Origin of the sequence: Ensifer sp. 4252 (assembly GCF_050434565.1) — a bacterium.
GTDB lineage: Bacteria > Pseudomonadota > Alphaproteobacteria > Rhizobiales > Rhizobiaceae > Ensifer.
This window is the reverse complement of sequence record NZ_JBNDIU010000004.1, coordinates 44,495-68,091: the sequence shown is the minus strand read 5'-3', so window position 1 is coordinate 68,091 and position 23,597 is coordinate 44,495. Positions and strand designations below refer to the sequence as shown.

24 protein-coding genes are annotated in these 23,597 nt (G+C 63.4%); 18 read left to right on the top strand and 6 right to left on the bottom strand.

Annotated features, from left to right (window positions below; translation table 11 throughout):
* Positions 1–6: 6 nt before the first annotated feature.
* The gene (locus ABIE33_RS11415; protein ID WP_429124861.1) at positions 7–348 is read right to left on the bottom strand and encodes a hypothetical protein; all 342 of its coding nucleotides are present in this window, start codon (positions 346–348) and stop codon (positions 7–9) included.
* Between the two features lie 70 nt (positions 349–418).
* Positions 419–1,213, bottom strand: coding sequence for a helix-turn-helix domain-containing protein (locus ABIE33_RS11410; RefSeq protein ID WP_429124859.1), 795 nt, complete (start codon positions 1,211–1,213; stop codon positions 419–421).
* Between the two features lie 128 nt (positions 1,214–1,341).
* On the opposite strand from ABIE33_RS11410, the gene ABIE33_RS11405 reads away from it, so the two are divergent.
* From ABIE33_RS11405 to ABIE33_RS11375, 7 genes are all read left to right on the top strand, one after another.
* Complete coding sequence (locus ABIE33_RS11405) at positions 1,342–2,931, top strand: ABC transporter substrate-binding protein (protein WP_429124857.1); 1,590 nt, start codon at positions 1,342–1,344, stop codon at positions 2,929–2,931.
* Between the two features lie 78 nt (positions 2,932–3,009).
* Entirely contained in the window at positions 3,010–5,004 is a 1,995-nt protein-coding gene (locus tag ABIE33_RS11400) for a CocE/NonD family hydrolase (RefSeq protein ID WP_429124855.1), read from the top strand.
* A 66-nt stretch (positions 5,005–5,070) separates the two neighbouring features.
* Entirely contained in the window at positions 5,071–5,565 is a 495-nt protein-coding gene (locus ABIE33_RS11395; protein WP_429124853.1) for an HPP family protein, read from the top strand.
* A complete protein-coding gene (locus ABIE33_RS11390) occupies positions 5,562–6,128 on the top strand; it encodes a TetR/AcrR family transcriptional regulator (RefSeq protein WP_429124851.1) in 567 nt (188 codons plus the stop codon). Before ABIE33_RS11395 ends, ABIE33_RS11390 begins: the two co-directional genes overlap by 4 nt.
* Positions 6,129–6,261: 133 nt before the next feature.
* Positions 6,262–6,729 carry an SRPBCC domain-containing protein gene (locus ABIE33_RS11385; protein WP_429124849.1) on the top strand — a complete coding sequence of 156 codons (468 nt, stop codon included), beginning with the start codon at positions 6,262–6,264 and terminating at the stop codon, positions 6,727–6,729.
* Positions 6,722–8,317, top strand: a complete 1,596-nt coding sequence (locus tag ABIE33_RS11380) for an MFS transporter (protein ID WP_429124848.1) — start codon at positions 6,722–6,724, stop codon at positions 8,315–8,317. The genes ABIE33_RS11385 and ABIE33_RS11380 overlap by 8 nt, the downstream gene beginning before the upstream one ends.
* Before the next feature lie 124 nt (positions 8,318–8,441).
* Positions 8,442–8,861, top strand: a complete 420-nt coding sequence (locus ABIE33_RS11375) for a GFA family protein (protein ID WP_429124846.1) — start codon at positions 8,442–8,444, stop codon at positions 8,859–8,861.
* 73 nt (positions 8,862–8,934) lie between these two features.
* Here the strand turns inward: ABIE33_RS11375 and ABIE33_RS11370 are convergent, their stop codons facing one another.
* Entirely contained in the window at positions 8,935–9,336 is a 402-nt protein-coding gene (locus tag ABIE33_RS11370) for an ACT domain-containing protein (RefSeq protein WP_429124844.1), read from the bottom strand.
* Positions 9,337–9,544: 208 nt separating this feature from the next.
* On the opposite strand from ABIE33_RS11370, the gene msrA reads away from it, so the two are divergent.
* Entirely contained in the window at positions 9,545–10,249 is a 705-nt protein-coding gene (gene msrA / locus ABIE33_RS11365) for a peptide-methionine (S)-S-oxide reductase MsrA (protein ID WP_429125537.1), read from the top strand.
* Between the two features lie 60 nt (positions 10,250–10,309).
* Here msrA and ABIE33_RS11360 read toward each other — a convergent pair whose 3' ends face one another.
* A complete protein-coding gene (locus tag ABIE33_RS11360) occupies positions 10,310–11,233 on the bottom strand; it encodes an alpha/beta hydrolase (protein ID WP_429124842.1) in 924 nt (307 codons plus the stop codon).
* Between the two features lie 160 nt (positions 11,234–11,393).
* On the opposite strand from ABIE33_RS11360, the gene ABIE33_RS11355 reads away from it, so the two are divergent.
* The 9 genes from ABIE33_RS11355 (at position 11,394) to ABIE33_RS11315 (ending at position 20,961) form a co-directional block, all read left to right on the top strand.
* Positions 11,394–12,302, top strand: a complete 909-nt coding sequence (locus ABIE33_RS11355; protein WP_053248315.1) for a LysR family transcriptional regulator — start codon at positions 11,394–11,396, stop codon at positions 12,300–12,302.
* Positions 12,303–12,505: 203 nt separating this feature from the next.
* Positions 12,506–13,666, top strand: a complete 1,161-nt coding sequence (locus ABIE33_RS11350; protein ID WP_429124839.1) for an ABC transporter substrate-binding protein — start codon at positions 12,506–12,508, stop codon at positions 13,664–13,666.
* 191 nt (positions 13,667–13,857) lie between these two features.
* A complete protein-coding gene (locus ABIE33_RS11345; RefSeq protein WP_429124837.1) occupies positions 13,858–14,853 on the top strand; it encodes an ABC transporter ATP-binding protein in 996 nt (331 codons plus the stop codon).
* Positions 14,850–15,800 (top strand): ABC transporter permease, encoded by a 951-nt coding sequence (locus ABIE33_RS11340; RefSeq protein ID WP_429124836.1) that lies wholly within the window; start codon positions 14,850–14,852, stop codon positions 15,798–15,800. Before ABIE33_RS11345 ends, ABIE33_RS11340 begins: the two co-directional genes overlap by 4 nt.
* Entirely contained in the window at positions 15,790–16,605 is an 816-nt protein-coding gene (locus ABIE33_RS11335; RefSeq protein WP_429124834.1) for an ABC transporter permease, read from the top strand. Before ABIE33_RS11340 ends, ABIE33_RS11335 begins: the two co-directional genes overlap by 11 nt.
* A gap of 25 nt (positions 16,606–16,630) precedes the next feature.
* Positions 16,631–18,058, top strand: a complete 1,428-nt coding sequence (locus ABIE33_RS11330; RefSeq protein ID WP_429124832.1) for a gamma-aminobutyraldehyde dehydrogenase — start codon at positions 16,631–16,633, stop codon at positions 18,056–18,058.
* 311 nt (positions 18,059–18,369) lie between these two features.
* Positions 18,370–19,125, top strand: a complete 756-nt coding sequence (fhuF, locus tag ABIE33_RS11325) for a siderophore-iron reductase FhuF (RefSeq protein ID WP_429125535.1) — start codon at positions 18,370–18,372, stop codon at positions 19,123–19,125.
* A 2-nt stretch (positions 19,126–19,127) separates the two neighbouring features.
* The gene (locus ABIE33_RS11320) at positions 19,128–20,279 is read left to right on the top strand and encodes an ABC transporter substrate-binding protein (RefSeq protein WP_429124830.1); all 1,152 of its coding nucleotides are present in this window, start codon (positions 19,128–19,130) and stop codon (positions 20,277–20,279) included.
* 160 nt (positions 20,280–20,439) lie between these two features.
* Positions 20,440–20,961 carry a hypothetical protein gene (locus ABIE33_RS11315; protein ID WP_429124829.1) on the top strand — a complete coding sequence of 174 codons (522 nt, stop codon included), beginning with the start codon at positions 20,440–20,442 and terminating at the stop codon, positions 20,959–20,961.
* A 24-nt stretch (positions 20,962–20,985) separates the two neighbouring features.
* On the opposite strand, the gene ABIE33_RS11310 is transcribed toward ABIE33_RS11315, so the two are convergent.
* On the bottom strand, positions 20,986–21,570 hold the full coding sequence (locus ABIE33_RS11310) for a cysteine hydrolase family protein (protein WP_429124827.1): 585 nt from the start codon (positions 21,568–21,570) through the stop codon (positions 20,986–20,988).
* A gap of 114 nt (positions 21,571–21,684) precedes the next feature.
* Here ABIE33_RS11310 and ABIE33_RS11305 point away from each other — a divergent pair, with 114 nt between their 5' ends.
* On the top strand, positions 21,685–22,128 hold the full coding sequence (locus ABIE33_RS11305; protein WP_429124825.1) for an Lrp/AsnC family transcriptional regulator: 444 nt from the start codon (positions 21,685–21,687) through the stop codon (positions 22,126–22,128).
* 160 nt (positions 22,129–22,288) lie between these two features.
* Here ABIE33_RS11305 and ABIE33_RS11300 read toward each other — a convergent pair whose 3' ends face one another.
* The gene (locus ABIE33_RS11300) at positions 22,289–23,575 is read right to left on the bottom strand and encodes an aromatic ring-hydroxylating oxygenase subunit alpha (RefSeq protein ID WP_429124823.1); all 1,287 of its coding nucleotides are present in this window, start codon (positions 23,573–23,575) and stop codon (positions 22,289–22,291) included.
* Positions 23,576–23,597: the final 22 nt, after the last annotated feature.

Here is a 23,597-nt window from a genome sequence, read left to right as displayed (position 1 = left end):
AAGGGCTCACTTCTGCTGGCAGGCCACATCACCCAGCCGCTGCGCCGCCTCGCCTTCGAAGGTCACCGATGACTCCGCCTTGGCCGTGCAGTCTCCGGTAGCACCGCTGCCCGAACGGAAATGCACCACCGGCTGTCCCTCGATCATGATGCTCGGCACGACTTCGTAAAGTTCCGGCGGGCAATTGGCGACGTCGGAAAGCCGAAGCGCCGGCTGGCCGCCGATCATGACGCTGGTGGAGCCCGAAAGCGCGCAAGCAGGGATGGGCGGACGCGCGTCTTCGGCGCCGGACGGCATGGCCGAGACCGCGAGCAAAAGTCCTGACATGGCGACAACAGCAGCTTTCATCGGCTTCCCCTCCTTCGGTGCACACACGGAATGCAACGCAATCTAGAGCGGCAACGCCGAAGCCGCCACCTCAACAATCGGTCGGCACCGTCAGCACGTCGGCGTCAGGCGTTTCGAGAAAGGCCCTGACCGTCGTCGGCAATTGCCGCGATCCCACGGCCAGCACGCCGCAGCGCGACAGCATCTGCCGGATGTCCGGCTCCTGCCCGAGAGTGCGCCAGATCATGCGCGAGGCATAGGGCAGGTTTTCCTTGCGCCAGGAGACGCCCATTGTCGTGCCGCGCAGATAGACGCGCTGATGCACTTCGAACGGCATGAGGATCGTCTGCGACAGCATCGGCTGGCGCCCGACGCTGCGCTCGGCAATGAAGATGCGATTGCGCCAGAAGGTGACGAGGCCGACATACTTAGAAAACTGCTGGATCTCGTTGGCAACATCGCGGATGCGCTCGATCGATTTCACCCGGATCGAGCCGCTCTCTTCATGAATGCGGGCGCAGGAGCAGACGACGCGGCCCGGCCAGGACGGCGAAAGATGATAGGTCTGGTAATAGCCGATGTGGCGGCGAAGCCCGACGAGATCGCCGGGAAATCCCTCGAGCAGCAGCCCGGCTTGCGAGCGATCGCGATCCGGCCTGACCATGCGGGCTTCGAACAATTTCAACGACAGCGAAAAGTCCTGCGCCTGCAGCCCAAAGAAGCCGGCGATGCGGGCGACATTATGCGCCGAAGGCCGCGCCTCGCCGCTGATGTAGCGGTTGAACTGCTGGCGATTGATGCCGATCTCGCGGCAAATCTGCGAGATCGAGCGCCGCGTCGCGCAGGCGAAACGAAGATTGGCGGCGAAAAGGTCGGCGTCGTGCAAGCTACTCTCCCGAAGAGTGAATTCAAGTAGCGTAAAGTCGCGCAAAACAGCGTCAAGTCGCGAAATTGTGCGACCTGTGGCAGGCGTTAGGTTTCCCCTTGAAACAACACTTCAGAGGGAACCTGCATATGAGCGAATTCACTAAGCGTCCCGACGGCCTGATTGTGCCGGCCGGCATCAACCGCCGCGGCTTCCTCGCGGGCACGGCGGCCCTCGGTCTGGCCGCTGGCTTCGGCGGTACGATGCTGGCGGGCGACGCGCGCGCCGAGGAGCCCAAGCGCGGCGGTCACCTGAAGCTGGGTCTCAAGGGCGGCGCCACCACCGATACGCTCGATCCCGCCGGCTATAGCGGTTCGGTCTCCTTCGTCATCGGCCATCTATGGGGCGACACGCTGGTCGAATCCGATCCCAAGACCGGCGCGCCGTTGCCGGCACTCGCCGAATCCTGGGAGCCTTCGGCCGACGCATCGCAATGGACCTTCAAGATCCGCAACGACGTCAGCTTCCACGACGGCAGCAAGATGACCATCGCCGACGTCATCGCCACGCTGAAGCGCCACTCGGACGAAGGCTCGAAGTCGGGCGCGCTCGGTCTGATGCGCTCGATCAAGACCATCGAGGAAAAGGCCGGCGCGCTGGTGCTGACGCTGACGGAAGGCAATGCCGATCTGCCGCTGCTGCTCACCGACTATCACCTGATCATCCAGCCGCGCGGCGGCGTCGACAATCCGGCCTCTCCCATCGGCACCGGCCCCTACAAGCTTGCGAGCTATGAGGCCGGCCTGCGCTCGACCTTCGAGAAGAACACCAACGACTGGCGTCAGGATCGCGGCTTCGTCGACAGCGTCGAAATCATCGTGATGAACGACACGACCGCCCGTATCGCCGCGCTCTCCTCCGGCCAGGTGCATTTCATCAACAACATCGACCCGAAGACCGTGCCGCTGCTGAAGCGTGCGCCGCGCGTCGAAATCTTGAGGACCGCCGGCAAGGGTTTCTACAGTTTCCTGATGCATTGCGACACAGCCCCCTTCGACAATGGCGACCTGAGGCTGGCGCTGAAATACGCTGTTGATCGCCAGGCGATCCTCGACCGGGTCGTCGGCGGCTTCGGCACGCTCGGCAACGACTACCCCGTCAACGAGAACTATGCGCTGGCGCCCGAGGGCATCGAGCAGCGGGCCTATGACCCCGACAAGGCCGCCTTCCACTTCAAGAAATCGGGCCACGACCGACCGATCCTGCTGCGCACCTCGGATGCCGCCTTCCCCGGCGCCATCGACGCGGCGGTCCTGTTCCAGGAAAGCGCCAAGAAGGCCGGCATCGAGCTCGAAGTGCGTCGCGAGCCGGAGGATGGCTACTGGACCAACGTCTGGAACGTCCAGCCGTTCTGCGCTTCCTATTGGGGCGGCCGGCCGACGCAGGATTCGCGCTATTCCACCTCCTACCTTTCCAGCGCCGAGTGGAACGACACCCGCTTCAAGCGCGAGGACTTCGACAAGCTGCTGCTTCAGGCCCGCGCGGAACTTGACGACGCCAAGCGCAAGGAAATGTACCGCACGATGGCGATGACGGTGCGCGACGAAGGCGGGCTGATCCTGCCGGTGTTCAACGACTACGTGAACGCTGCTTCGGCATCGCTGAAGGGCTTCGTGCACGACATCGGCAACGACCTTTCGAACGGCTATGTTGCCAGCCGCGTCTGGTTCGACAACTAGAGCAATTCCAGCGAAAGTGTGTAGCGGTTTTGCGTCAGGAAATGTGCCAAAACAAAGAGAGTGAGCGGAACAATCGATATGTCAGACCGTGACTTCACCCTGATCGAGAACGAGTGGATCCGATTGTCGGACGGCACCCGGCTTGCCGCCCGAATCTGGATGCCTGTTGGCGCGGATGCCGAACCGGTGCCGGCCGTGCTTGAATACCTGCCTTACCGCAAGCGCGGCGGCACCAGCCTGCGCGATGAATCGACCTATCCGGTGTTTGCCGCCGCCGGCATTGCCGGCGTGCGCGTCGACATTCGCGGCTCGGGCGAAAGCGACGGCGTCATCGACGGCGAGTATACGCCGCGCGAGCTTTCCGACGGCTGCGAGATCATCGAATGGATCGCCGCCCAGCCGTGGTCGAATGGCAAGGTCGGCATGATGGGCATCTCCTGGGGCGGCTTTAACTGCCTGCAGGTCGCGGCCCTGAAGCCGCCTGCGCTCAAAGCCGTGATCTCCATCGCCTCGACCGTCGATCGCTACAACGACGACATCCACTACAAGAACGGCTGCCACCTCTCCGCCCAGCTCTCCTGGGCGGCGACGATGCTTGCCTATCAATCGCGCTCGCCCGACCCTGATATCGTCGGCGACCGCTGGAAGGAGATGTGGCTGGAGCGCCTGGAGAACGAGCCCTATTTCATGGAGGAATGGCTCGAACACCAGCGCCGTGACACCTTCTGGCAGCACGGCTCGATCTGCGATGATTTCGCCAGTTTCGACGTTCCGGCGCTCGTCATCGCCGGCTGGGCCGACGGTTATCGCAACACGCCGCTGAAGGCCGTCGAGGGCCTCGGCGGATTGGCCAAGGCGCTGATCGGCCCCTGGGTACACAAATATCCGCATTTCGCCTGGCCGAAGCCCCGCGCCGATTTCCATGGCGAAGCGATCCGCTGGTGGAACCGCTGGCTGCGCGACGAGAAGAACGGCGCCGAAGGCGGGCCGCAGGTGCGCGCCTATATCCTCGATGGCCCGCGCCCGGCCGTCCGGCGCGACAGTGACCCCGGCCGCTGGGTCGCCAAGGATGTCTGGCAGACGCCGGAGATGCAGGTTCTTGGCGTCGCGCTCGACGGCAGGCTTGCTCTGGACACAAAAGCCAAGGGCATCGGCGACGTCTATCTGAAATCGCCGCTCGATACCGGCACCGCTTCCGGCGAATACTTTACCCTGAAACCCGACGCCGAGATGGCCGGCGACCAGCGCATCGACGATGCCGGCGCGCTGACCTTCGAAACCCGGCCGCTGCTGGAGGCTGAAGACTATCTCGGCCAGCCAACACTCACTGTCGACGTCACCTGCGCCGCCGACACGGCCAATCTTGCCGCCCGCATCGTCGACGTGCACCCGGATGGTACCGCCACGCGCATCGCCTTCGGCGTGCTCAACCTGGCGCATCGCGACGACAATGCCGAACCGCGGGCGATGGAGAAGGGCCGCCGCACGCGGATCACCCTGGTGCTCGACGCCTGCGGCTATCGCGTGCGCGCCGGTCACCGCATCCGGCTGTCGCTGTCGACCGCCTACTGGCCGATGATCCTGCCGCCGCCAAGCGATCCGGGCCTGACGATCGACACTTCGAGCCTGACGCTTTCGCTTCCCCTGCTTGGCCAGCACAGCGAGGTTGTCGTGCCGGAGCCGGCAAATCCCGATCCGCTGCCGAAATACATCGAGCGGACGGCGGGCAGCACCAGCCGCACCGTCGAACGCGACATGACCAACGGCGTCACCCACTATCGCATCTACGAGGATGGGGGCTTGAGCGAGCATCCCGATACCGGGCTCGCGACGCAGGACATTCGCGACGAGACATGGTCCATTGCCCCCGACGATCCGCATTCGATGATCGGCACTTCGACCTGGACCTGCATTGCCCGGCGTGAGGGCTGGTCGGTGCGCACAGTCTCGACGTCGACGCTTTCCTGCACCGACAGCGAATGGATCACAGAGGCCGAGATCATCGCCTATGAAAACGAGGTTCCGATCTTCGAAAAGAGCTTTTCCAAGCGGGTCGCACGCGACCTGATGTAAGTGCGTCTTGACTGTAACGGCGCATGACTGTACCAATCGGTAAACAATTTACTGATCGGTACAGTCATGCGCCATTTCTTCCTTCGACACCAACCTCCCATCCATATCGGCCGTGGCCTGCTTGCCGGCATCGGCGGCCTCGTGGCCATTGCCGCCGTCGGTGCACTCACCAAAATCGTCGGCGAACCGCTGCTGATGGCACCGTTCGGCGCCAGTTGCGTGCTGATCTTCTCGGTCGCGGGCAGTCCGCTCTCCCAGCCGGCCAATGTCGTCGGCGGCCATTTCATCGCGACGCTGGTCGGCCTCATCATGCGCGCGATCTTCCCCAACGAGTGGTGGGCAATCGGGCTCGCTGTCGGTGCTGCGATCGCGCTGATGGCGGCGCTGCGCATCACCCATCCGCCAGCAGGCGCCAACCCGCTCGTCGTCTTTGCGAGCGATCCCGGCTTCGAATTTCTACTCTTCCCCGTGCTCACCGGCTCGCTGGTGCTGGTTGCGGTCGGAACGCTGTTCCACCGCTTTGGCAAGGTCGAATACCCGCTCACGAGGAAACCCGCATGAGCCGCGTCGTCGCCGAACGCCAGGACGTCATCGCCACGCTTGCGGAGGTCTTCCGCGAACACGGCTATGACGGCGCGAGCCTCAGCCTGATCACCGAGAAGACCGGGCTCGGCAAGGGCAGCCTCTATCACTTCTTTCCCGGCGGGAAAGAGGAGATGGCCGAGGCGGTGCTTGGCGACATCGCCTCATGGTTCCAGACCAACATCTTCGAACGGCTGCGCGACAGCGAAACGCCGGCGGCGGCCGTCGACGACATGTTTGCTTCTGTCGACAACTACTTTCGCCAGGGACGCCGCTTGTGCCTGATGGGCGTCATTGCCGCCAGCGGCGCCCATGATCGCTTCTCGGTCGAACTCAATCGCTATTTCGCCGACTGGCGGGCCGCGCTTGCCGAGACGCTCGGCCGCCAGGGCATCGCTGAAAACGACCGACAAGCACTGGCCGAAGAAGTGATCGGCGGCATCCAGGGCGCCCTCATCCTTGCCCGCAGCCTCGATGATCCCGAGGCATTCGTCCGCGTGCTCGCTCGCCTCCAGGCTCGCTGCCAACAGTCGCAAAACTGACAAAAATCAGATCGGGTGCCTCTGCCGCCTTGACAATTCCCTGCACACCCGGTTATTAACCGACAAGTTAAATAACTTTCGAGTTAAAGAACGGCCGCGCCTTCCGACGGCGTTGGCCGTGGGAGGAGTCGTCATGGCATTGACCAGTGAAAACGCATCGCGCGACCGTAATCTGAGCCTCGAGATCACCAGGATCTTCGACGCGCCGCGCAGCCTGGTGTTCAGGGTATGGTCGACGCCCGAGCACAAATTGCGCTGGTGGGGGCCGCGCGACTTCACCGCACACTCCCTGACGATGGATTTCCGCCCCGGCGGCGCCTGGCGCGGTTGCATCCGTTCGCCGGAAGGGCGCGACTACTGGATGGGCGGCGTTTATCGCGAGGTGATCGAGCCGGAGAAACTCATCTTCACCTTCGCCTGGGACGAGGAAGGTAAACCGGGTGCCGATACGCTGATCACAGTTTCCTTCGCCGATGTCGGCGGCAAGACGCGCCTGACCTTCCACCAGACCCCCTTCGACAGCGTCGACGAGCGCGACTCGCACCAGGAAGGCTGGGGCGAGTGCCTCGAAAGACTGCAGGAGTATCTTTCCTATGTCTGAGACAATCACCACCGCGGGCAACGCACCGGGCCCGAAGGCGACGCGGCGGGACTGGATCGGCCTGGCCGTCCTCGCCCTGCCCTGCATGCTCTATTCCATGGACCTGACAGTCCTGAACCTGGCGGTGCCGCAACTGACCGAGCAGCTGAAACCATCAGCCTCGCAGCTGCTTTGGATCGTCGACATCTACGGCTTCATGGTGGCGGGTTCGCTGATCACCATGGGCACGCTCGGCGACCGCATCGGCCGGCGCCGGCTGCTGATGATCGGCTCAATCGCCTTCGGCATCGCCTCGGTGCTGGCCGCCTTCGCCTGGAGCGCTGAGACGCTGATCCTGGCCCGCGCCATTCTTGGCGTCGCCGCTGCCACCTTGGCGCCTTCGACGCTGTCGCTGATCCGCAACATGTTCCTCGACGACAAGCAGCGCACGCTCGCCATCGGCATCTGGATCGCCAGCTTCTCCGCCGGCGGCGCCATCGGCCCTGTCGTTGGCGGGCTGATGCTGTCGCAGTTCTGGTGGGGTTCGGTCTTCCTGCTCGCGGTCCCCGTGATGATCCTGCTTCTGATCCTCGCCCCCATGCTTCTGCCGGAATTCCGCGACCCCAATGCGGGCCGGCTCGATTTCGTCAGCGCCGGGCAGTCGCTTGTCGCAGTGCTGTCGGTGATCTATGGCATGAAGCGCATCGCCGAAGACGGTCTCGACGTCACCGCCGTGTTCTTCATCCTGCTCGGGCTGACCGTCGCCATGCTGTTTGCCCGGCGCCAGAGCCGGCTTGCCGATCCGCTGATCGATCTTGCCCTGTTCAGGACACCGGCCTTCAGCGCCGCCCTCGGCGTCAATATCCTCGGGCTGTTCGTCGGCTTCGGCGCTTTCCTGTTCGTGGCGCAGTATCTGCAGCTCGTGCTCGGCCTGTCGCCCTTCGTTGCCGGTCTCTGGTCTGTGCCGACGGGTGTGGCCATGGTGCTGGGCTCGATCCTCGTGCCGTCGCTTGCCGCCCGCTATGCCGCCTCGAACCTGATTGCTGCCGGCTTTGTGCTGACCGCCATCGGCTTTGCCATCTGCACCCAGGTCGAAACGACAAGCAGCCCGTTGCTCGTCACCATCGGCCTTGTCGTGCTCTGCCTCGGCTTCGCACCCGTGGGCACGCTGACGACGGACCTGATCGTCGGCTCCGCTCCGCCGGAGCGCGCCGGGGCGGCATCGGCGATCTCGGAGACGAGCTTCGAATTCGGCGGCGCGCTCGGGATCGCCGTGCTCGGCAGCATGCTGACATCAGCCTATCGCAGCCGCATGGACGACGTGATCGTCACCGGCCTTCCCACAGAGACCGTGGAGGCCGCACGCCAGACGCTTGGCGGCGCCGTTGCCATCGCCGAGCAGCTTCCGGGCGAGCAGTCGGAACGGCTGCTGTTTGCCGCCCGCGACGTGTTCACCAATTCGTTTGCCTTCACCGCATCGATCTGCGTGGCGCTGTCGCTGCTGACGGCACTGCTCGCCTTCCTGCTCTTGCGCAAGGCCACCGGCGACGGCGCCGACAACGATCCTGTTATCGCCGACGAGGCGGAAGCCTCCGTCAAAGCCGGATAATGACTGGCGTCCACGCAACGGACGCCGTTCAGAATATGCATCAACGTTCACCTCGGCAGCGTCATCTCTCTGGTCGAAAGACCGGGGACAGGTGACGCCTGTCCAAAAAACAGGAGCCCGTCCAATGAAGAAGCTTTATCGCGGCAGCTGCCACTGCGGCACCGTTGCCTTCGAATGCCAGCTCGATCTAGCCGAAGGCATCCGCCGCTGCAATTGCAGCTTCTGTGCCGAGACGCGCATGCAGAAATCCTTCGCGCTTCGCGACGAGTTCGCCATCACCAAGGGCAAGGAAGCGCTGACGAGCTACCGGGCGGAACCGTCGAACTGGCGGGAGGGCGACGTCGATCATTACTTCTGCAGCCGTTGCGGTATCCGGCCGTTTTCGCGCGGCTATCTCGAGGATTTCCTCGGCCATTTCTACGCCGTCAATGTCGCCTGCCTGGACGGCGTCAGCGACGACGAGCTGGGCACGGCACCGATCATCTACGAGAACGGTCGTGACGACGACTATGAAAACCCGCCGTCAGACGTTCGCTTCATGTGACCGTCATAGCCGGAGAATTTCCGGGGAAAGTGTGAAGTGGCCGCCTGTCAGGGCATACGCAAGCGGGATTTTATCAGGCGGGACTCAATGCCCGCAACGCCTCGAGTGCACGTTCCGCGTCCGCCTCCGGCACGAAGATGTGGTCGTGATAGTAGGCTGCCACGACATTGGCGCTGATGCCCTCTCGTGTCAGTGCCGTTGCCACCGCCGCCGTCAGCCCGACCGCTTCGAGCGCCGAATGCACGTTGAGCGTAATGCGGCGAAGGAGCGGGCCGTAGGCAAGGTCGGCCGCATCCGCAGCGTGCCGCTCCAGGATCAGCGTCAGCCCTTCGTCCTCACGATAGGTGGCAAGCGGCTCCAGCGGCCTGTAGCGCCGCACCTCGTCATGGGGCACAGTGCAATAGACATAGGTCTGCGGGAACAGTACCGGCGCCATCGTCGCCAGCAACGTCGTCAGATCCGTTTCTCCAGCCATCACAACGCCTCCAACCTTCCGCGGGCCTCATTTTGGGAGATCTCGATCGCAACTGCAGTGGTAGCGGATCGTCACATTGCCGTGAAGCACGCTCTTGCGATTTGCTTTCGGACGAGCCCACGAAAAACATGGGCGCAACACGGCCGCCGCCCGACCGCGGCAAAGGAACCGCCCGATGTTTGCGAAACGCGACAATCATCCGCTCGCTGTGAAGACCGGCCGCCGCCTGCGGTGGATTACCTCCGCACTTGCGCTCGGCGCCACGCTTTCCATCGCCCCCATGGCAAGGGCCGCCGAACCGGCCGTGTCCATTCCGCCGCCATCGCTCGATGAAAAAACGGCCAGCGGTCCGGAGACGGCGGTATTTGCCGGCGGCTGTTTCTGGGGCGTCCAGGGCGTGTTCCAGCACGTGAAGGGCGTGACCAACGCTGTCTCTGGCTATGCCGGCGGCAGCCCCGACACTGCTTCCTATGAGGCCGTCAGCAATGGCGACACCGGCCATGCGGAATCGGTGGAAGTGACCTACGATCCAGGCCAGGTGAGCTACGGAAAGCTGCTGCAGATCTTCTTCTCCGTCGGCCACAATCCGACGCAGTTGAACTATCAGGGGCCGGATCGCGGCACGCAGTATCGCTCGGCCCTGTTCGTCGCCACACCGGAGCAGAAGAGGATCGCCGAAGCCTACATCGCCGAACTGGGCAAATCAGGGGTGTTCCCGGCCGAGATCGTCACCGAGATCTCGCCGCTCAAAGGCTTCTATGTCGCCGAGGGCTATCATCAGGATTTCCTGACGCGCAACCCGACCTATCCCTATATCGTCTACAACGACATGCCGAAGATCGAGAGCCTGCGCAAACTGTTCCCGCAGAGTTTCCGCGCCAACCCCGTGTTGGTGTTCAAGGCGAAGAGCTAAAGCAATTCTGGGAGACGTGTGAAGTGCTCTTCCAGGAAGTGCGTCGCGGTCAAAGCCAACTCAGCCAGTTCCGACAAGCACCGCAATGCCTTCGGCCAGGCGACGAAACGCCTCGCGCGCGCCTTCGCTCATGTGTCGCGCGCGCAGCCAAGCATGAATCATCTGCGGCTCTTCACGAAAGGTGACGTTGACGCCTGCCGTCGCAAGCCGAGCGGCATAAAGGCGTGCGTCATCCCGCAACGGATCGAAGAAAGCGCCGGTGATATAGGTCGGCGGCAGACCGGCAAGATCCTTCTCCGCCAGCGGCGCTGCGAACGGATTGTCGGCCGGCGCCTGCAAAATCTTTCGGTAGTAGCTGGTGTCGGCGGTCGTCAGCCCCGGCGCCTCGGACATTTCCACATAGGAGCCGGAAACCAGGTCACCGCCGAGGCCGGGATAGATCAGCGCCTGCCCGACGATACCCGACACCCCGTCCGCCCGTGCCTTCAACACGATGCCCGCCGTCAGGTTCCCGCCGGCGCTGTCGCCGGCGACCACCACCGGCCGGCCTTCCGCCAGCAGGAAGTTCAGCACCGCGCAGCAATCCTCGAAGGCGGCCGGCCAGACATGTTCGGGGGCCAGCCGGTAATCGATCGAAAAGAGTTCGGCCCTGGCGAAATCGGCAAGCTCGGCGCAGATGGCATCATGGCTGTCGAGCGAGCCGACCACGAAACCTCCGCCGTGAATGTAGTAGATGCGGGTGTCGGTCGAAACCGTCGCTGGCCGATAGCGCCGGATCGGGATGCGGCCATCGACAAGCGCATCCTCGCGCGTAAGCCCCGGCGGCGACGGCGCATCGAATTCGGCGCAGAGCGCATCATACCATTTGCGCTGCTGCTCGATCGATGCGTCGACCGCATCGGCGGGATAGAAGGCTTCGCAGCGATGGTGAAAGGCGAGAATGCCCTCCTCCGTCGGCATGGGCTTTGATACCGCCTGATCCAAATTCCGCCTCCCTCGTCTCTCCGGTGGAAGTCTAGCAGCAGGCCGCCTGTCTACTATCCGGAAACCGACATCAACGCGAAAATCCCGCCGCAGTTGCGTTGTCGGGGACGATCTCTTGGCCGCGCTTGCAAGCGCCGCGCGACAACGATTAACTGCGCGGATGGCCTTCACCTTCAGACAGTTGCAGTATTTCGTCGCCGTCGCCGAGCAGGGCTCGATCACGCGGGCAGCACAGAACCTCTCGATCTCACAGTCCTCGATCACCGAGGCGATCAAGGAGCTTGAAGGTGACCTCGGCGTCGAGCTGTTCGACCGGCATCCGCGCGGCCTTTCGATCACCCACAATGGCCACCAGTTCCTGCGGCATGCGACCAAGATCCTCTCCGATGTCTCGGACGCGAGGCGCAGCTTCTCCGACAGCCGCGAGGAAACCGGCGGCAAGCTCAATCTCGGCGTCACCTCTCTGGTGGCCGGTTATGTGCTTTCCGACCTGCTCGCCCGCTATCGCCGGGCCTGCCCCGGCGTCGATGTCAGCGCCATCGAGGACAACGGCTCCTATCTCGAACACCTGCTGATAGGCGGAGAACTCGACGTCGCCGTCATGGTCATCTCCAACCTTAGAGACCGCATGGCATTGCAGGCCGAGATTCTCGAAACCTCGCCCTATCGCCTGTGGCTGCCGATCGGCCATCCGCTTGTCAGCGCCGACATCATCTCGATCAGCGATATCGCCAAGGAGCCGCTGATCATGCTGACGGTCGACGAGATCGAGGAGAACACAGGCAAGCTCCTGTCGGCCCTCGGCGCCCGCCCGCATGTCGCCTTCCGCACCCGCTCGGTCGAAGCGGTGCGCAGCCTGGTGGCGACGGGTGCCGGCGTCGCGCTTCTGCCCGATCTCGTCTACCGCCCCTGGTCGCTTGAAGGCGACCGCATCGAGAGCCGCGACGTCTCGGGCGCCCTGCCCGTCGTCCAGGTCGGCATGGTCTGGCGCAAGGGCTCCAGCCTGCCGCAATCGGCACGCGATTTCGTCGGAATCGCCGAAGCGCTGCGCAGCGCCCGTCCACGCTAGAAATCCGATAGTGTACAAAAATCCAAAGAAAATCATCGGGCTATGGCACCGTCGATGCGTGTGTTCGCGCCCGCTCAGTCCTCGCTATCGGCAAAACCGATAGCGGCATTCTGATTAATGAATTTGCGAATGCGGAGAAATCAAGGCACGCTTCAATCTGGGAACGAAGCCGTAAAATGCGGCTCAAAACTGGGAGAATTCAGATGAAGCAGATCCTGAAATCCTGCACCGCGCTGACGTTGTCGTTCGGCCTCGTGGCGCCGGCCTTGGCGCAGGAGCCGCTGAAGGAACTGGGCAAGGGCGAAGGCGAATTGTCGATCGTCGCCTGGTCCGGCTACATCGAGCGCGGCGAGACCGACAAGAACTACGACTGGGTCACCGATTTCGAAAAGCAGACCGGCTGCAAGGTCAGCGTCAAGACCGCCGCCACCTCGGACGAAATGGTGGCGCTGATGAACGAAGGCGGCTTCGATCTCGTCACCGCCTCGGGCGATGCCTCGATGCGGCTTGTCGCCGGCAAGCGCGTCCAGCCAATCAACACCGACCTCATCCCCAGCTGGAAGACCATCGACGAGCGCATGCAGAACGCGCCCTGGTACACGGTCAACGGCGTTCACTACGGCACGCCCTACGTCTGGGGCCCGAACGTGCTGATGTACAACAAGGACGCCTTCAAGGGCGAAGCGCCGAAGAGCTGGAACGTCGTCTTCGAGGAAATGACCCTGCCGGACGGCAAGTCCAACAAGGGTCGCGTCCAGGCCTATGACGGCCCGATCCATGTGGCCGACGCCGCCAACTACCTGATCAAGCACAAGCCTGAGCTTGGCATCAAGGATCCGTACGAACTCAACGAAGACCAGTACAAGGCAGCACTCGATCTGCTTCGCACCCAGCGCACGCTCGTCGGCCGCTACTGGCACGATGCGATGATCCAGATCGACGACTTCAAGAACGAAGGCGTCGTCGCCTCCGGCTCCTGGCCGTTCCAGGTCAACCTGATGGAAGCCGAAAAGCTGCCGATCGCCTCGACCATCCCGGAAGAAGGTGCCACCGGATGGGCCGACACCACCATGCTGCACGCCGAAAGCGCACATCCGAACTGCGCCTATATGTGGATGGAGCATTCGCTGTCGCCCAAGGTCCAGGGTGACGTCTCCGCCTGGTTCGGCGCCAACCCCTCCGTCGGCGCAGCCTGCAAGGGTAACGAGCTTCTGACCGACGCCGGCTGCAAGACCAACGGCTACGAGGACTTCGACAAGGTCAAGTTCTGGAAGACGCCGGTGACGAAATGCGCAAGCCAGGGCGAATGCGTGCCCTATCACCGCTGGGTCTCCGACTATATCGGCGTCATCGGCGGGCGGTAAGCCGCCACGACCATAACGCAAGCATTTGCCCCTCACCCTAGCCCTCTCCCCGCATGCGGGGAGAGGGAACGCCCCCGGCAAACCCGTCGGGTGAGCTTTGGGCGAGACGCCAACCGCACGTCCCCTTCTCCCCGCGCGCGGGGAGAAGGTCGCGGCAGCGGGATGAGGGGCTGAAATTCCGGAGTATTCTTATGACCGCCGTGCTTTTCGACAATGTTTCCCGCCACTTCGGCGCCGTGCGCGCGGTCGACGGTGTGAACCTCGAAGTCGCCGAGGGCGAGTTCTTCGCCATGCTCGGCCCCTCCGGCTCGGGCAAGACCACCTGCCTGAGACTGATGGCCGGCTTCGAACAGCCGACGGGCGGCCATATCGAAATCTTCGGCGAGACGGCCGAGGGCGTGCCGCCCTATCGCCGCAGCGTCAACACCGTGTTCCAGGACTATGCGCTGTTTCCGCATCTCTCGATCCTCGACAATGTCGCCTACGGGCTGATGGTCAAGGGCGTCGGCCGCGAGGAGCGCCGCAAGGCGGCGGAGGATGCGCTCGCCATGGTTAAGCTGCCGAGCTATGGCAGCCGCCGTCCCGGCCAGCTCTCGGGCGGCCAACGCCAGCGCGTGGCGCTGGCCCGTGCGTTGGTCAACAAGCCCAAGGTGCTGTTGCTCGACGAGCCGCTCGGCGCGCTCGACCTGAAGCTGCGCGAACAGATGCAGGAGGAGCTGAAGAGCCTGCAGAAATCGCTCGGCATCACCTTCGTCTTCGTCACCCATGACCAGGGCGAAGCACTGTCGATGGCCGACCGCATCGCTGTCTTCAACGATGGCCGCATCCAGCAGCTCGGCAGCCCGGAGGAAGTCTACAAGCAGCCGAAGACCCGCTTCGTCGCCGATTTCGTCGGCTCGTCAAACGTGTTGCCGGCAAAGCTGTGCCAAAGGCTGGGGGTCAACTCATCCTATGCCAGCCTACGCCCCGAGGCGATCGTGCTGTCGCCTCAGCGCGAAGGCGCGCTCAGCCTCAACGGCACCGTTTCGGCTCATAGTTTCCTCGGCGCGGTCAACCGCGTCGTCGTCGACGTCGAAGGCGTGCGCATCGCCGTCGCAAGCCCCGCCTCGCTCGCCGTCCCGCAAATCGGCAGCCCCGTCACCATCAGCTTTGCCGCCGACGAGCTGCACCCGATGGAGGACGCATGACCGCCGTCGCTGAAAATCTCGCGTCTCCGGATCGCCGCGGCGCGACCGGTCGGCTCTCGGACTTCTTCTGGAAGCACCCGCACGTGCTGCTTGTGGTCCTGCTGGCGCCGCCGCTGCTCTGGCTCGGCGTCGTCTATGTCGGCTCGCTCTTTGCGCTTCTGCTGCAGAGCTTCTTCTCGATCGACGATTTTTCCGGCTTGATCAATTACGAGTTCACCTTCGCCACCTATCGCCAGCTGCTCAGCGAAACCAATCTCGACATCATCCTGCGCACGGTGTCGATGGCGGCGATCGTGACACTCGCCTCGGCGCTCATCGCCTTCCCGATCGCCTATTACGCGGCGCGCTACGCGCAGGGAAAATGGAAGGTGCTGTTCTATCTCGGCGTCATGCTGCCGCTCTGGTCGAGCTACCTGGTCAAGATCTACGCCTGGAAGCTGATCCTTGCCAAGGAAGGCATCGTCACCTGGTTTCTGGCGAAGCTCCATCTTCTGTGGGTGCTCGACGCCTGGCTCTCGCTTCCCATCGTCGGCGGCAACTCACTCTCGGTCAGCTACACCGGCACCTTCATCGTCTTCGTCTATGTCTGGATGCCATTCATGATCCTGCCGATCCAGGCAGCGCTGGAGCGCGTGCCGACCAACCTGATCGAGGCTTCCTCCGATCTCGGCGGCACGCCGGCCCAGACCTTCCGTCACGTGCTTTTTCCCTTGGCGCTGCCGGGCATCGTCGCCGGCTCGATCTTCACTTTTTCGCTGACGCTCGGCGATTACATCATTCCGCAGATCATCGGCTCCTCCCGGCTGTTCATCGGCCAGGCTGTGTATGCCCAGCAGGGCACCGCCGGCAACATCCCGCTTGCCGCCGCCTTCACCGTGGTGCCGATCGTCATCATGGGCGCCTATCTCTTTATGGCCAAACGCATGGGGGCCTTCGATGCGCTCTGATCGCCTCAACCGTTCACCGCTCGGCCTGAAGATTGCGGCTGCCGCCGGCCTCGCCTTCATGCATGTGCCGATCCTGCTGATCTTCCTCTATGCCTTCACCACGGAGGAAAAGAGCTACCAGTTTCCGCCACCGGGGCTGACGACGCAATGGTTTGCGGTTGCCTGGAACCGGCCCGACGTCTGGGCTGCGCTGACGCTGTCGGTCAAGGTCGCCTCGATCGCGACCGCTGTCGCCCTGGTGCTCGGCACGCTTTGCGCTGCCGCCGTCAGCCAGACGCGCTTCTTCGGCCGCGAGACGATCTCGCTGCTGGTCATCCTGCCGATCGCGCTGCCCGGCATCATCACCGGCATTGCGCTGCGCTCGGCCTTTTCGATGGCGGAGATCCCGTTTTCATTCTGGACGATCGTGCTCGGCCACGCGACCTTCTGCATCGTCGTCGTCTACAACAATGCCGTTGCCCGTTTCCGCCGCATATCGGGCTCGCTGATCGAGGCCTCGATGGATCTCGGCGCCGACGGTTTCCAGACCTTCCGCTATATCATCCTGCCGAACATCGGCACAGCACTTCTGGCCGGCGGCATGCTCGCCTTCGCGCTTTCCTTCGACGAGGTGATCGTCACCACCTTCACAGCCGGCCAGCAGTCGACGCTGCCGATCTGGATGCTCGAAGAACTCATCCGCCCGCGTCAGCGACCGGTGACCAACGTGGTCGCCATGATCGTGGTGCTGATCACTTTCCTGCCGATCCTCGGCGCCTACTACCTGACCCGCGACGGCGACCAGATCGCCGGCGCCGGCAAATGAACTCGACTTTCAAGGGAGAACAGACATGGACACCCAGCTTTTGATCGGATCGCGCTTCGAAGCCGGAACCGAGGCCGAGGAGCATATCCTGAACCCGCGCACCGGCGGAAAGATCATCGATCTCGCTGAAGCCTCGCACATGCAGGTTGAAGCGGCCGTGGATGCGGCGGAACGCGCCTTCGTCTCCTGGTCGATGACGACCCCGGGCGAACGCTCCGGCTATCTGCTTAGGATCGCCGACGCGATCGAGAAGAATGCCGACGATTTTGCGGCGCTTGAAGCGCTCAACTGCGGCAAGCCGATCAACGCGGTGAAGAACGACGAACTGCCCGCGATCGTCGACTGCTGGCGGTTCTTTGCCGGCGCCATCCGCAACCTGCATGCGCCGACATCGGGCGAGTATCTGCCGGGGCATACCTCCATGGTCCGCCGCGATCCGGTCGGCATCGTCGGCTCGATCGCGCCCTGGAACTATCCGCTGATGATGATGGCGTGGAAACTGGCGCCGGCAATTGCCGGCGGCAACACCGTCGTCTTCAAGCCGTCCGAGCAGACGCCGCTGACAGCGCTGAAACTCGCACGCCTGCTCGCCGACATCCTGCCGGAAGGCGTCGTCAACGTCGTCACCGGCCGTGGCGAGACCGTCGGCAACGCGCTGATCAACCACCCGAAGATCGCGATGGTCTCGATCACCGGCGACATCGCCACCGGCAAGAAGGTGCTGACGGCCGCCGCCAAGACGGTCAAGCGCACGCATCTGGAACTCGGTGGCAAGGCTCCGGTCATCGTCTATGACGACGCCGACCTCGAGGCCGTCGTCAACGGCATCCGTACCTTCGGCTATTACAATGCCGGCCAGGACTGCACCGCCGCCTGCCGCATCTATGCCGAGGCCGGCATCTACGAAAAGCTCGTCGCCGACCTGAGTTCGGCCGTCTCCACCATCCGCTACAACCTCGCCGACGACACCGAAAACGAGATCGGGCCGCTGATCTCGCGTCGCCAGCGCGATCGGGTGGCAAGCTTCGTCGAACGCGCCGCCGACCAGAAGCATATCGACATCACCACCGGCGGCGGTGCCGGCAGCACTGACGGATTCTTCTTCCAGCCGACGGTGATTGCCGGAGCGACCCAGGAAGACGAAATCGTCCGCCGCGAGGTGTTTGGCCCAGTCGTCTCGGTCACCCGCTTCACCGGCAAGGACGACGCCGTCGCCTGGGCCAACGACAGCGACTATGGCCTCGCCTCTTCCGTCTGGACCAAGGACATCTCCAAGGCGATGAAAGCGGCCTCGCGCCTGCAATATGGCTGCACCTGGATCAACACCCACTTCATGCTGACCAACGAGATGCCGCATGGCGGCGTAAAGCAGTCGGGCTATGGCAAGGACATGTCGGTCTATGCGCTCGAGGACTACACTGCCGTGCGTCACATCATGATCAATCACGGCTGAAGCGAAGCGCGCCAAGCAGGCAGATAAACCGCCGCATGCATCCGGAGGCGCAGGGTCATTCCCTGCGCCTCTTGCTGTTGTCATTCGCCCACAGGTCGCAAACATGACCGGCAAACTCATAAAAATGACTTGCGTCGGAAAAAATCATGAGTAACACGGTCACCTTATGAGTTTCTGACCCATGCTCAGAAGGTGTATCGCATGCTTGCAAGAAGGTTCGCTGCTTCAGCCGGGTTGCCGGTTGTGTCCCGCCCGCACCGTGTGAGGCAAAGCGTATCTCGTCGGGGTGTCCATTCATGGCAGGTGGCGCGATGACGGCGGCCGCGTCCGAAGCGATCATGGAGACGGGCGGCCCCAAGGTGCTTTCCTCCGCCTTTTCAGGCCCGCATGCCTGGTGCAACGAGAAGATGGTGCTGTCTGACGAGCTCTCCGATGGCATGGCCCTGCCGGAGTTCTTCGCGTCCGGCGCCTTCGACCGGGCGCTTGATACCTACGCCGAAAAGTCCGGCGGCACCGATCGCCGCGCGGTCGCATCCATGTGGTCGCTCTATTATTTTTCGGCCCTGACCATTCCCTATCTCGTTGCCCGCGTGCTCGACCATCAGGTGTTGCCGGTTTCGTTCGACCGCATGAAGGTGGCGCTCGCCGAAGACGGCCTGCCTCGCGCCTTCGGCGTCGCCGATGCCGGCGGCTGGCAGTCCGGCGATGACGACGACGTGTTCGCCACCCTGGCACCGCTGATGGGCGAGCACCTGCGCGAAGTCGTCGGCTATCTCAAGTCGAGCGGCGGCATCGCGCCGAAACTCGCCTGGAACAACGCGCTGGTCTACATCGACTATGCCCTGCGTGCCGCAGGCGTCGAACCGCTTCATGCCCAGGCCGAGGCTCTCATCGGCAGCAAATCCCTGCCCGACGGTTCGCCCAACCCCTTCTTCGATTGCCTGCGCCACGAGGAAGAGGACGGCGCGCGCGTCTGCCGGCGCAAGATCTGCTGCCTGCGCTACCTCTTACCGGGGGTGCGCAGCTGCGGCAGCCTGTGCGCCCTTCCCAGCCAACGGAAACAGTAGTTTTGCTTCTCCTCGCATTGCGATCCACGGTCCGGGCTTTGCTGGCCCTCCTCGTCGCCATCACGCTTTTTGCCACAGGTGCCGGGGCCGAGAGCAGATGGCCGCTGACGGTGAAGGACGCGGCCGGCCGCGAGGTGACGATACCGGAAAAGCCAAAGGCCATCCTGCTTGGCAGCGGTTTCAACCTGGTCGCCCTGTCGCTCATTCATCCGGATCCCGTCAGCCTGCTGGCCGGCTGGTCCGGCGACATGAAGGGCGACAACCCCGAGATCTACGAGAGCTTCCGCAAGAAATTCCCTGACATTGCCGACGTGCCGCTGATCGATGACGGCGCCGGCGCGGGCACCGCACTGTCTTTCGAAACGCTGCTGACGCTGAAGGCCGACCTTGCAATCCTCGCCAACTGGCAGGCCGACACCGAGCCGGGCCAGCGCGCCATCGACTACCTCACCAGCACTGGTGTGCCGGTCATCGTTGTCGATTTCAACAACGATCCCCTGAAAAGCACGCCGGATATGATGTGGCTTCTCGGCCGTATCCTTGAACGCGACGAACAGGCCGAGGCTTTTGCGCGCTACTACGAGGACAAGCTGGCGCTGATCCGCTCCCGTGTCGCCGCCAAGCCCGAACCGCGCCCGACTGTGCTGATGGATGCGTTTCCCAAGCCTGATCGTTGCTGCTGGGCCTATGGCGTCGGCGGGCTCGGAGAATTCCTGACGATCGCCGGTGGGCGCAACATGGCCGAAGGCACGCTCCCAAGACCCGGCGGCACCGTCAATGCCGAGGCAGTAATGGCCGCAAACCCCGAGGTCTATATCGCCACCTCTTCACCCGGCGGCACATACAGCGGCTTCTCGATTGGTCCCGGCGTTACCAAGGGCGAGGCGCAGCAGACGCTGGCCGCCGCGGTCGCAACTCCGGCGCTTTCCAGCATTGCGGCGGTCGAGAACGGCCGTGTCCATGGCTTGTGGAACTTCTTCAACGCCATCCCGCTCAACATCGTCGCCGCCGAAGCCTTTGCCCATTGGCTGCGGCCCGACATCTTTGCCGATCTCGATCCGGAAAAGAGCCTCGCCGAAATCAACGAACGCTTCGCTGCCGTGCCCTTCGAGGGCACCTACTCGGTCAGCCTTGAAGCCGATACGCCTCGCTAGAAGCGCCCAAAAGCCCGCAACATTTGCAATCACCGCAAGGGGTTGGCGAAAACGCTCGCCATGCAAACCAGCAAATGTCGGAAGCATGATCTGCAACCACACCCTGACGATGTTGCCACCCACCGCTCACCCTATATAAGGGTCAATGAGGAGGAGCTTCATGCTTTGGTTGGTTGCGTTGGTCGGTGTGGCGATCGTGTATCTGGCGGCGCGTTTCAGCCGCTTCCGCAAATGGGCAGAACCCATCCTCTCCGTCGCGGTGGCAATCGCCCTGCTCTCTGCCTTCATCATCTGGATCAGCGACAGCGGCGAGCGCAAGGCGCCCGCACCTGACCCGGTGACGACAGCCCCCGAGGTTCCGGCCACCGAGAACATTAGCCTCGACGGCATTACATTCGAACAAAGCCAGCCGGAACGAAGCTTCCGCCTGCGCGGCACGGTCACCAACAATGGCGAGACAGCGCTCGAATATTTCCGGCTTTCAGTGACGCTCGAAGACTGCCCGCAGGACACCTGCCAGAAGATCGGTGACGACACCGCGCTGGTTCTCGCCCGCGTGCCCGTCGGCCAGGCGCGGCCGTTCGAGACCTTCCTCACCTTTCCGAGCCGCGAGGGCGGGAGCCTGACGGCACCGAAATGGACCTACCAGGTGCTGGAAGTCCGCGGCGCCGGCAGCCGATAACTCTCTCTACGCGTTGCAGCGCCCTTACGCCGCCGACGCCGGCCGCAGGGCCGAGAGGATCTGGGCTGTGGTCGTCACCTCGGCGAATTCCGCCCGCAATGTCGCGACGTGAGCACGGTGGATGTCTCGCGCCGGGATCATGGCGCCTTGCACGTCCGGCTGGTCGAAGCAGTCGCAGGCATCTTCCACCAGGATCACCCGATAACCGAGATTGGCCCCGACCCGCACCGAGGTCGAGACGCACATATCCGTCGAGATGCCGAAGAGGACGATCGTATCGGCGCCAAGCCGGCGCAGACGAAGATCGAGATCGGTGCCGATGAAGGCGGCATTGACGCTCTTGCTGACCAGCGGCTCGTCACCCAAAGGTTCGAAGCCCGCGCGCGGCGCATTGCCCGGCGCACCCGGGCTCAAGGTCGAGCCCGGCGCGACGCTGTCGTGCCGCACATGAATGATCGGACGACCTGCCGCGCGCCATGAGGCAAGCAAGGCGCGGCCGTTGTCGTCGACATCCGCGTTCCAGCGTGGCGGCCAAGGGGCGGTATCAAATGCCTGCTGCATGTCGATCGGGATGAGGACGGCATTGTCGGGAAGTCTCGGAATGGTCATGGCTAACGCTCCTTGGTTGCTTCAGGAAGCTAGGCGTCCTATCGTCCGGTTTCACTGGACATGATGGCGGTATGCCGGACGTTCGTCCGGCCAGATGACCAAGAGGGCGACAGATTGACCGAACTCGATGAAAAGGACCGGCTGTTGGTGGCCGCCCTGCGGCAGGATTCGCGCCAGAGCCTCGTGGCGCTTGCCCGCCATGCCGGCCTGTCGCGCAGTGCCGCTCATGAGCGTCTGCGCCGGCTCGAAACGAGGGGCGTGATTGCCGGTTACACCATCCGCATCGGCATCGAGGACAAGGCGCCGGTGGTGCGCGCGCTGATCGCCGTGTCCTTTCGGCCCGGCAAGAACTGCGACCACATCGTGCCGCACTTGGCCGGCATGCCGCCTGTGGTCAGCTGCTGGTCGCTCGCCGGCGAGACCGACCTGATGCTGCTGGTCGAATGCGCCTCGAACGGCGATCTCGACACCATCCGCCGACAGATCTCGTTGATATCGGGCGTTGCGACCGTGCAGACCCATGTAGCGCTGCGCACCCATTTCGACCGGCGGGATTGATCGCGCTACGCCGCTGCACGACGCCCGCGTTGTTTCGGCCTCAATGCCGCAACTGAGCCATAGATCTTGCCTCATTCCTGTGCTTGCCACAGGAATCTAGCGACGGCGCGTCCGCGCCGTCAGTGAGATTCTTCGTCCAACCGGAGTGTTCAAAGTCCTTTCACACCGCCGACGCGGCGCTGCTGGATCCCTGTGACAAGCACAGGGATGAGGGTTGAGAAGGCCGGCTGATCTCGTCGAGGTACCAGGTGATGTAGCGCAGCTCGTTCTGCTCCATCGGCGCGATCGGTCCCGGCACGAAATAGTGCGAGCGCACGCCGCGCGAGGTGTGCTCGATGATCGCCTTGTCCTCGTCGGTCGTGACCTTCCACAACCAGGTGAGCTTTTCGAGGTCGTAGTCCTGCCCCTCCTCGGCCTTGCCGTCGACGAGCCAGATCAGTTCCATTTCGCAGGTGCCCGCCGTCTTCGGAATGAAGCGATAGATCATGCCGTGGTCGGGATAGCAGACAAGGAATGTCGTGCCGCCGAGGTGGATGGAGGTGACGCCGCCATCGAAATCGCTGAACCGGCCCATCAGGGTGCTGAGCGGCTGGCCATCCTTGCTGCCGGTCTTGACGCCATCATAGAGCGCGTAGCGGAAGGCGTGCACCGTTTCCTTGCCGCCGGCAGAACTCTGCCAGTGGTCGCCAGAGCCGACTTCGATGCCGAGCGCACAGGTGCGCGCCTCCATCCTGGCGTTCAGCTCCTCGATCATGTGCAGCGGCTGCTCGAGCGCGTGCGTCTCGGAATATTCCGGATGCGCCGGGCCGCAATGGTAGCACTCGACATAGTTCTCGACCGCGAGCTTCCAGTTGGCATCAACCGGATAGGACTGCCGGTGCGCGACCTTGGCATCAGCCCAGCCATACTGGCCGCAGGTCGCATGCAGGAGGTTCTCGACCTCGGTGAAATCGAGCGGCTCTTCGGCAAAGGAAATGAAGATCAGCCCCTCGACGACGCGCACATGCAATTTCTTCAGTCCATGATCCTCGCGCTGGAAATCCTTCGGCATCAGCCGCGCCGCCTTCAGCGCGCCGTCATTGCCATAGGTCCAGGCGTGGTAGGGACAGACGAAGGCGCGGGCATTGCCCTTGTCCTTGGTGCAGACCTCGGCACCGCGATGGCGGCAGACGTTCAGCATCGCGTGGATTGCGCCGGTGGCGGTGCGGGTGACGATCACCTGCTCGGAGGCCATGCGGAAGACTTCAAAATCATTGGGGTTCGGGATCACGCTTTCATGCGCGACGCAGTGCCAATGCCGGCGAAACACCCGGTCGAGATCGCGCTCGTAAATGTCCTCTTCGTGGTAGAAGGCCCGCACCAGCCCATGGCCCGGCCGATGCGCCGCGACCAGCTGATCGATGCGGTCGCCCGCGACAGTGGCATTGGAAAGGTCCGATGCGAACATGGGCCTGAACTCCCGAAAGATG

Excerpts from the sequence above, each read along its gene's own strand:
- ABIE33_RS11340 (WP_429124836.1), top strand. The coding sequence starts at position 14,850 with ATGACCGCCGTCGCTGAAAATCTCGCGTCTCCGGATCGCCGCGGCGCG.
- ABIE33_RS11390 (WP_429124851.1), top strand. The coding sequence starts at position 5,562 with ATGAGCCGCGTCGTCGCCGAACGCCAGGACGTCATCGCCACGCTTGCG.
- ABIE33_RS11385 (WP_429124849.1), top strand. The coding sequence starts at position 6,262 with ATGGCATTGACCAGTGAAAACGCATCGCGCGACCGTAATCTGAGCCTC.
- ABIE33_RS11315 (WP_429124829.1), top strand. The coding sequence starts at position 20,440 with ATGCTTTGGTTGGTTGCGTTGGTCGGTGTGGCGATCGTGTATCTGGCG.
- ABIE33_RS11300 (WP_429124823.1), bottom strand. The coding sequence starts at position 23,575 with ATGTTCGCATCGGACCTTTCCAATGCCACTGTCGCGGGCGACCGCATC.
- ABIE33_RS11405 (WP_429124857.1), top strand. The coding sequence starts at position 1,342 with ATGAGCGAATTCACTAAGCGTCCCGACGGCCTGATTGTGCCGGCCGGC.
- ABIE33_RS11330 (WP_429124832.1), top strand. The coding sequence starts at position 16,631 with ATGGACACCCAGCTTTTGATCGGATCGCGCTTCGAAGCCGGAACCGAG.
- ABIE33_RS11355 (WP_053248315.1), top strand. The coding sequence starts at position 11,394 with ATGGCCTTCACCTTCAGACAGTTGCAGTATTTCGTCGCCGTCGCCGAG.
- ABIE33_RS11310 (WP_429124827.1), bottom strand. The coding sequence starts at position 21,570 with ATGACCATTCCGAGACTTCCCGACAATGCCGTCCTCATCCCGATCGAC.
- ABIE33_RS11400 (WP_429124855.1), top strand. The coding sequence starts at position 3,010 with ATGTCAGACCGTGACTTCACCCTGATCGAGAACGAGTGGATCCGATTG.
- ABIE33_RS11415 (WP_429124861.1), bottom strand. The coding sequence starts at position 348 with ATGAAAGCTGCTGTTGTCGCCATGTCAGGACTTTTGCTCGCGGTCTCG.
- fhuF (WP_429125535.1), top strand. The coding sequence starts at position 18,370 with ATGACGGCGGCCGCGTCCGAAGCGATCATGGAGACGGGCGGCCCCAAG.
- ABIE33_RS11395 (WP_429124853.1), top strand. The coding sequence starts at position 5,071 with ATGCGCCATTTCTTCCTTCGACACCAACCTCCCATCCATATCGGCCGT.
- ABIE33_RS11345 (WP_429124837.1), top strand. The coding sequence starts at position 13,858 with ATGACCGCCGTGCTTTTCGACAATGTTTCCCGCCACTTCGGCGCCGTG.
- ABIE33_RS11350 (WP_429124839.1), top strand. The coding sequence starts at position 12,506 with ATGAAGCAGATCCTGAAATCCTGCACCGCGCTGACGTTGTCGTTCGGC.
- ABIE33_RS11380 (WP_429124848.1), top strand. The coding sequence starts at position 6,722 with ATGTCTGAGACAATCACCACCGCGGGCAACGCACCGGGCCCGAAGGCG.
- ABIE33_RS11335 (WP_429124834.1), top strand. The coding sequence starts at position 15,790 with ATGCGCTCTGATCGCCTCAACCGTTCACCGCTCGGCCTGAAGATTGCG.
- ABIE33_RS11370 (WP_429124844.1), bottom strand. The coding sequence starts at position 9,336 with ATGGCTGGAGAAACGGATCTGACGACGTTGCTGGCGACGATGGCGCCG.
- ABIE33_RS11375 (WP_429124846.1), top strand. The coding sequence starts at position 8,442 with ATGAAGAAGCTTTATCGCGGCAGCTGCCACTGCGGCACCGTTGCCTTC.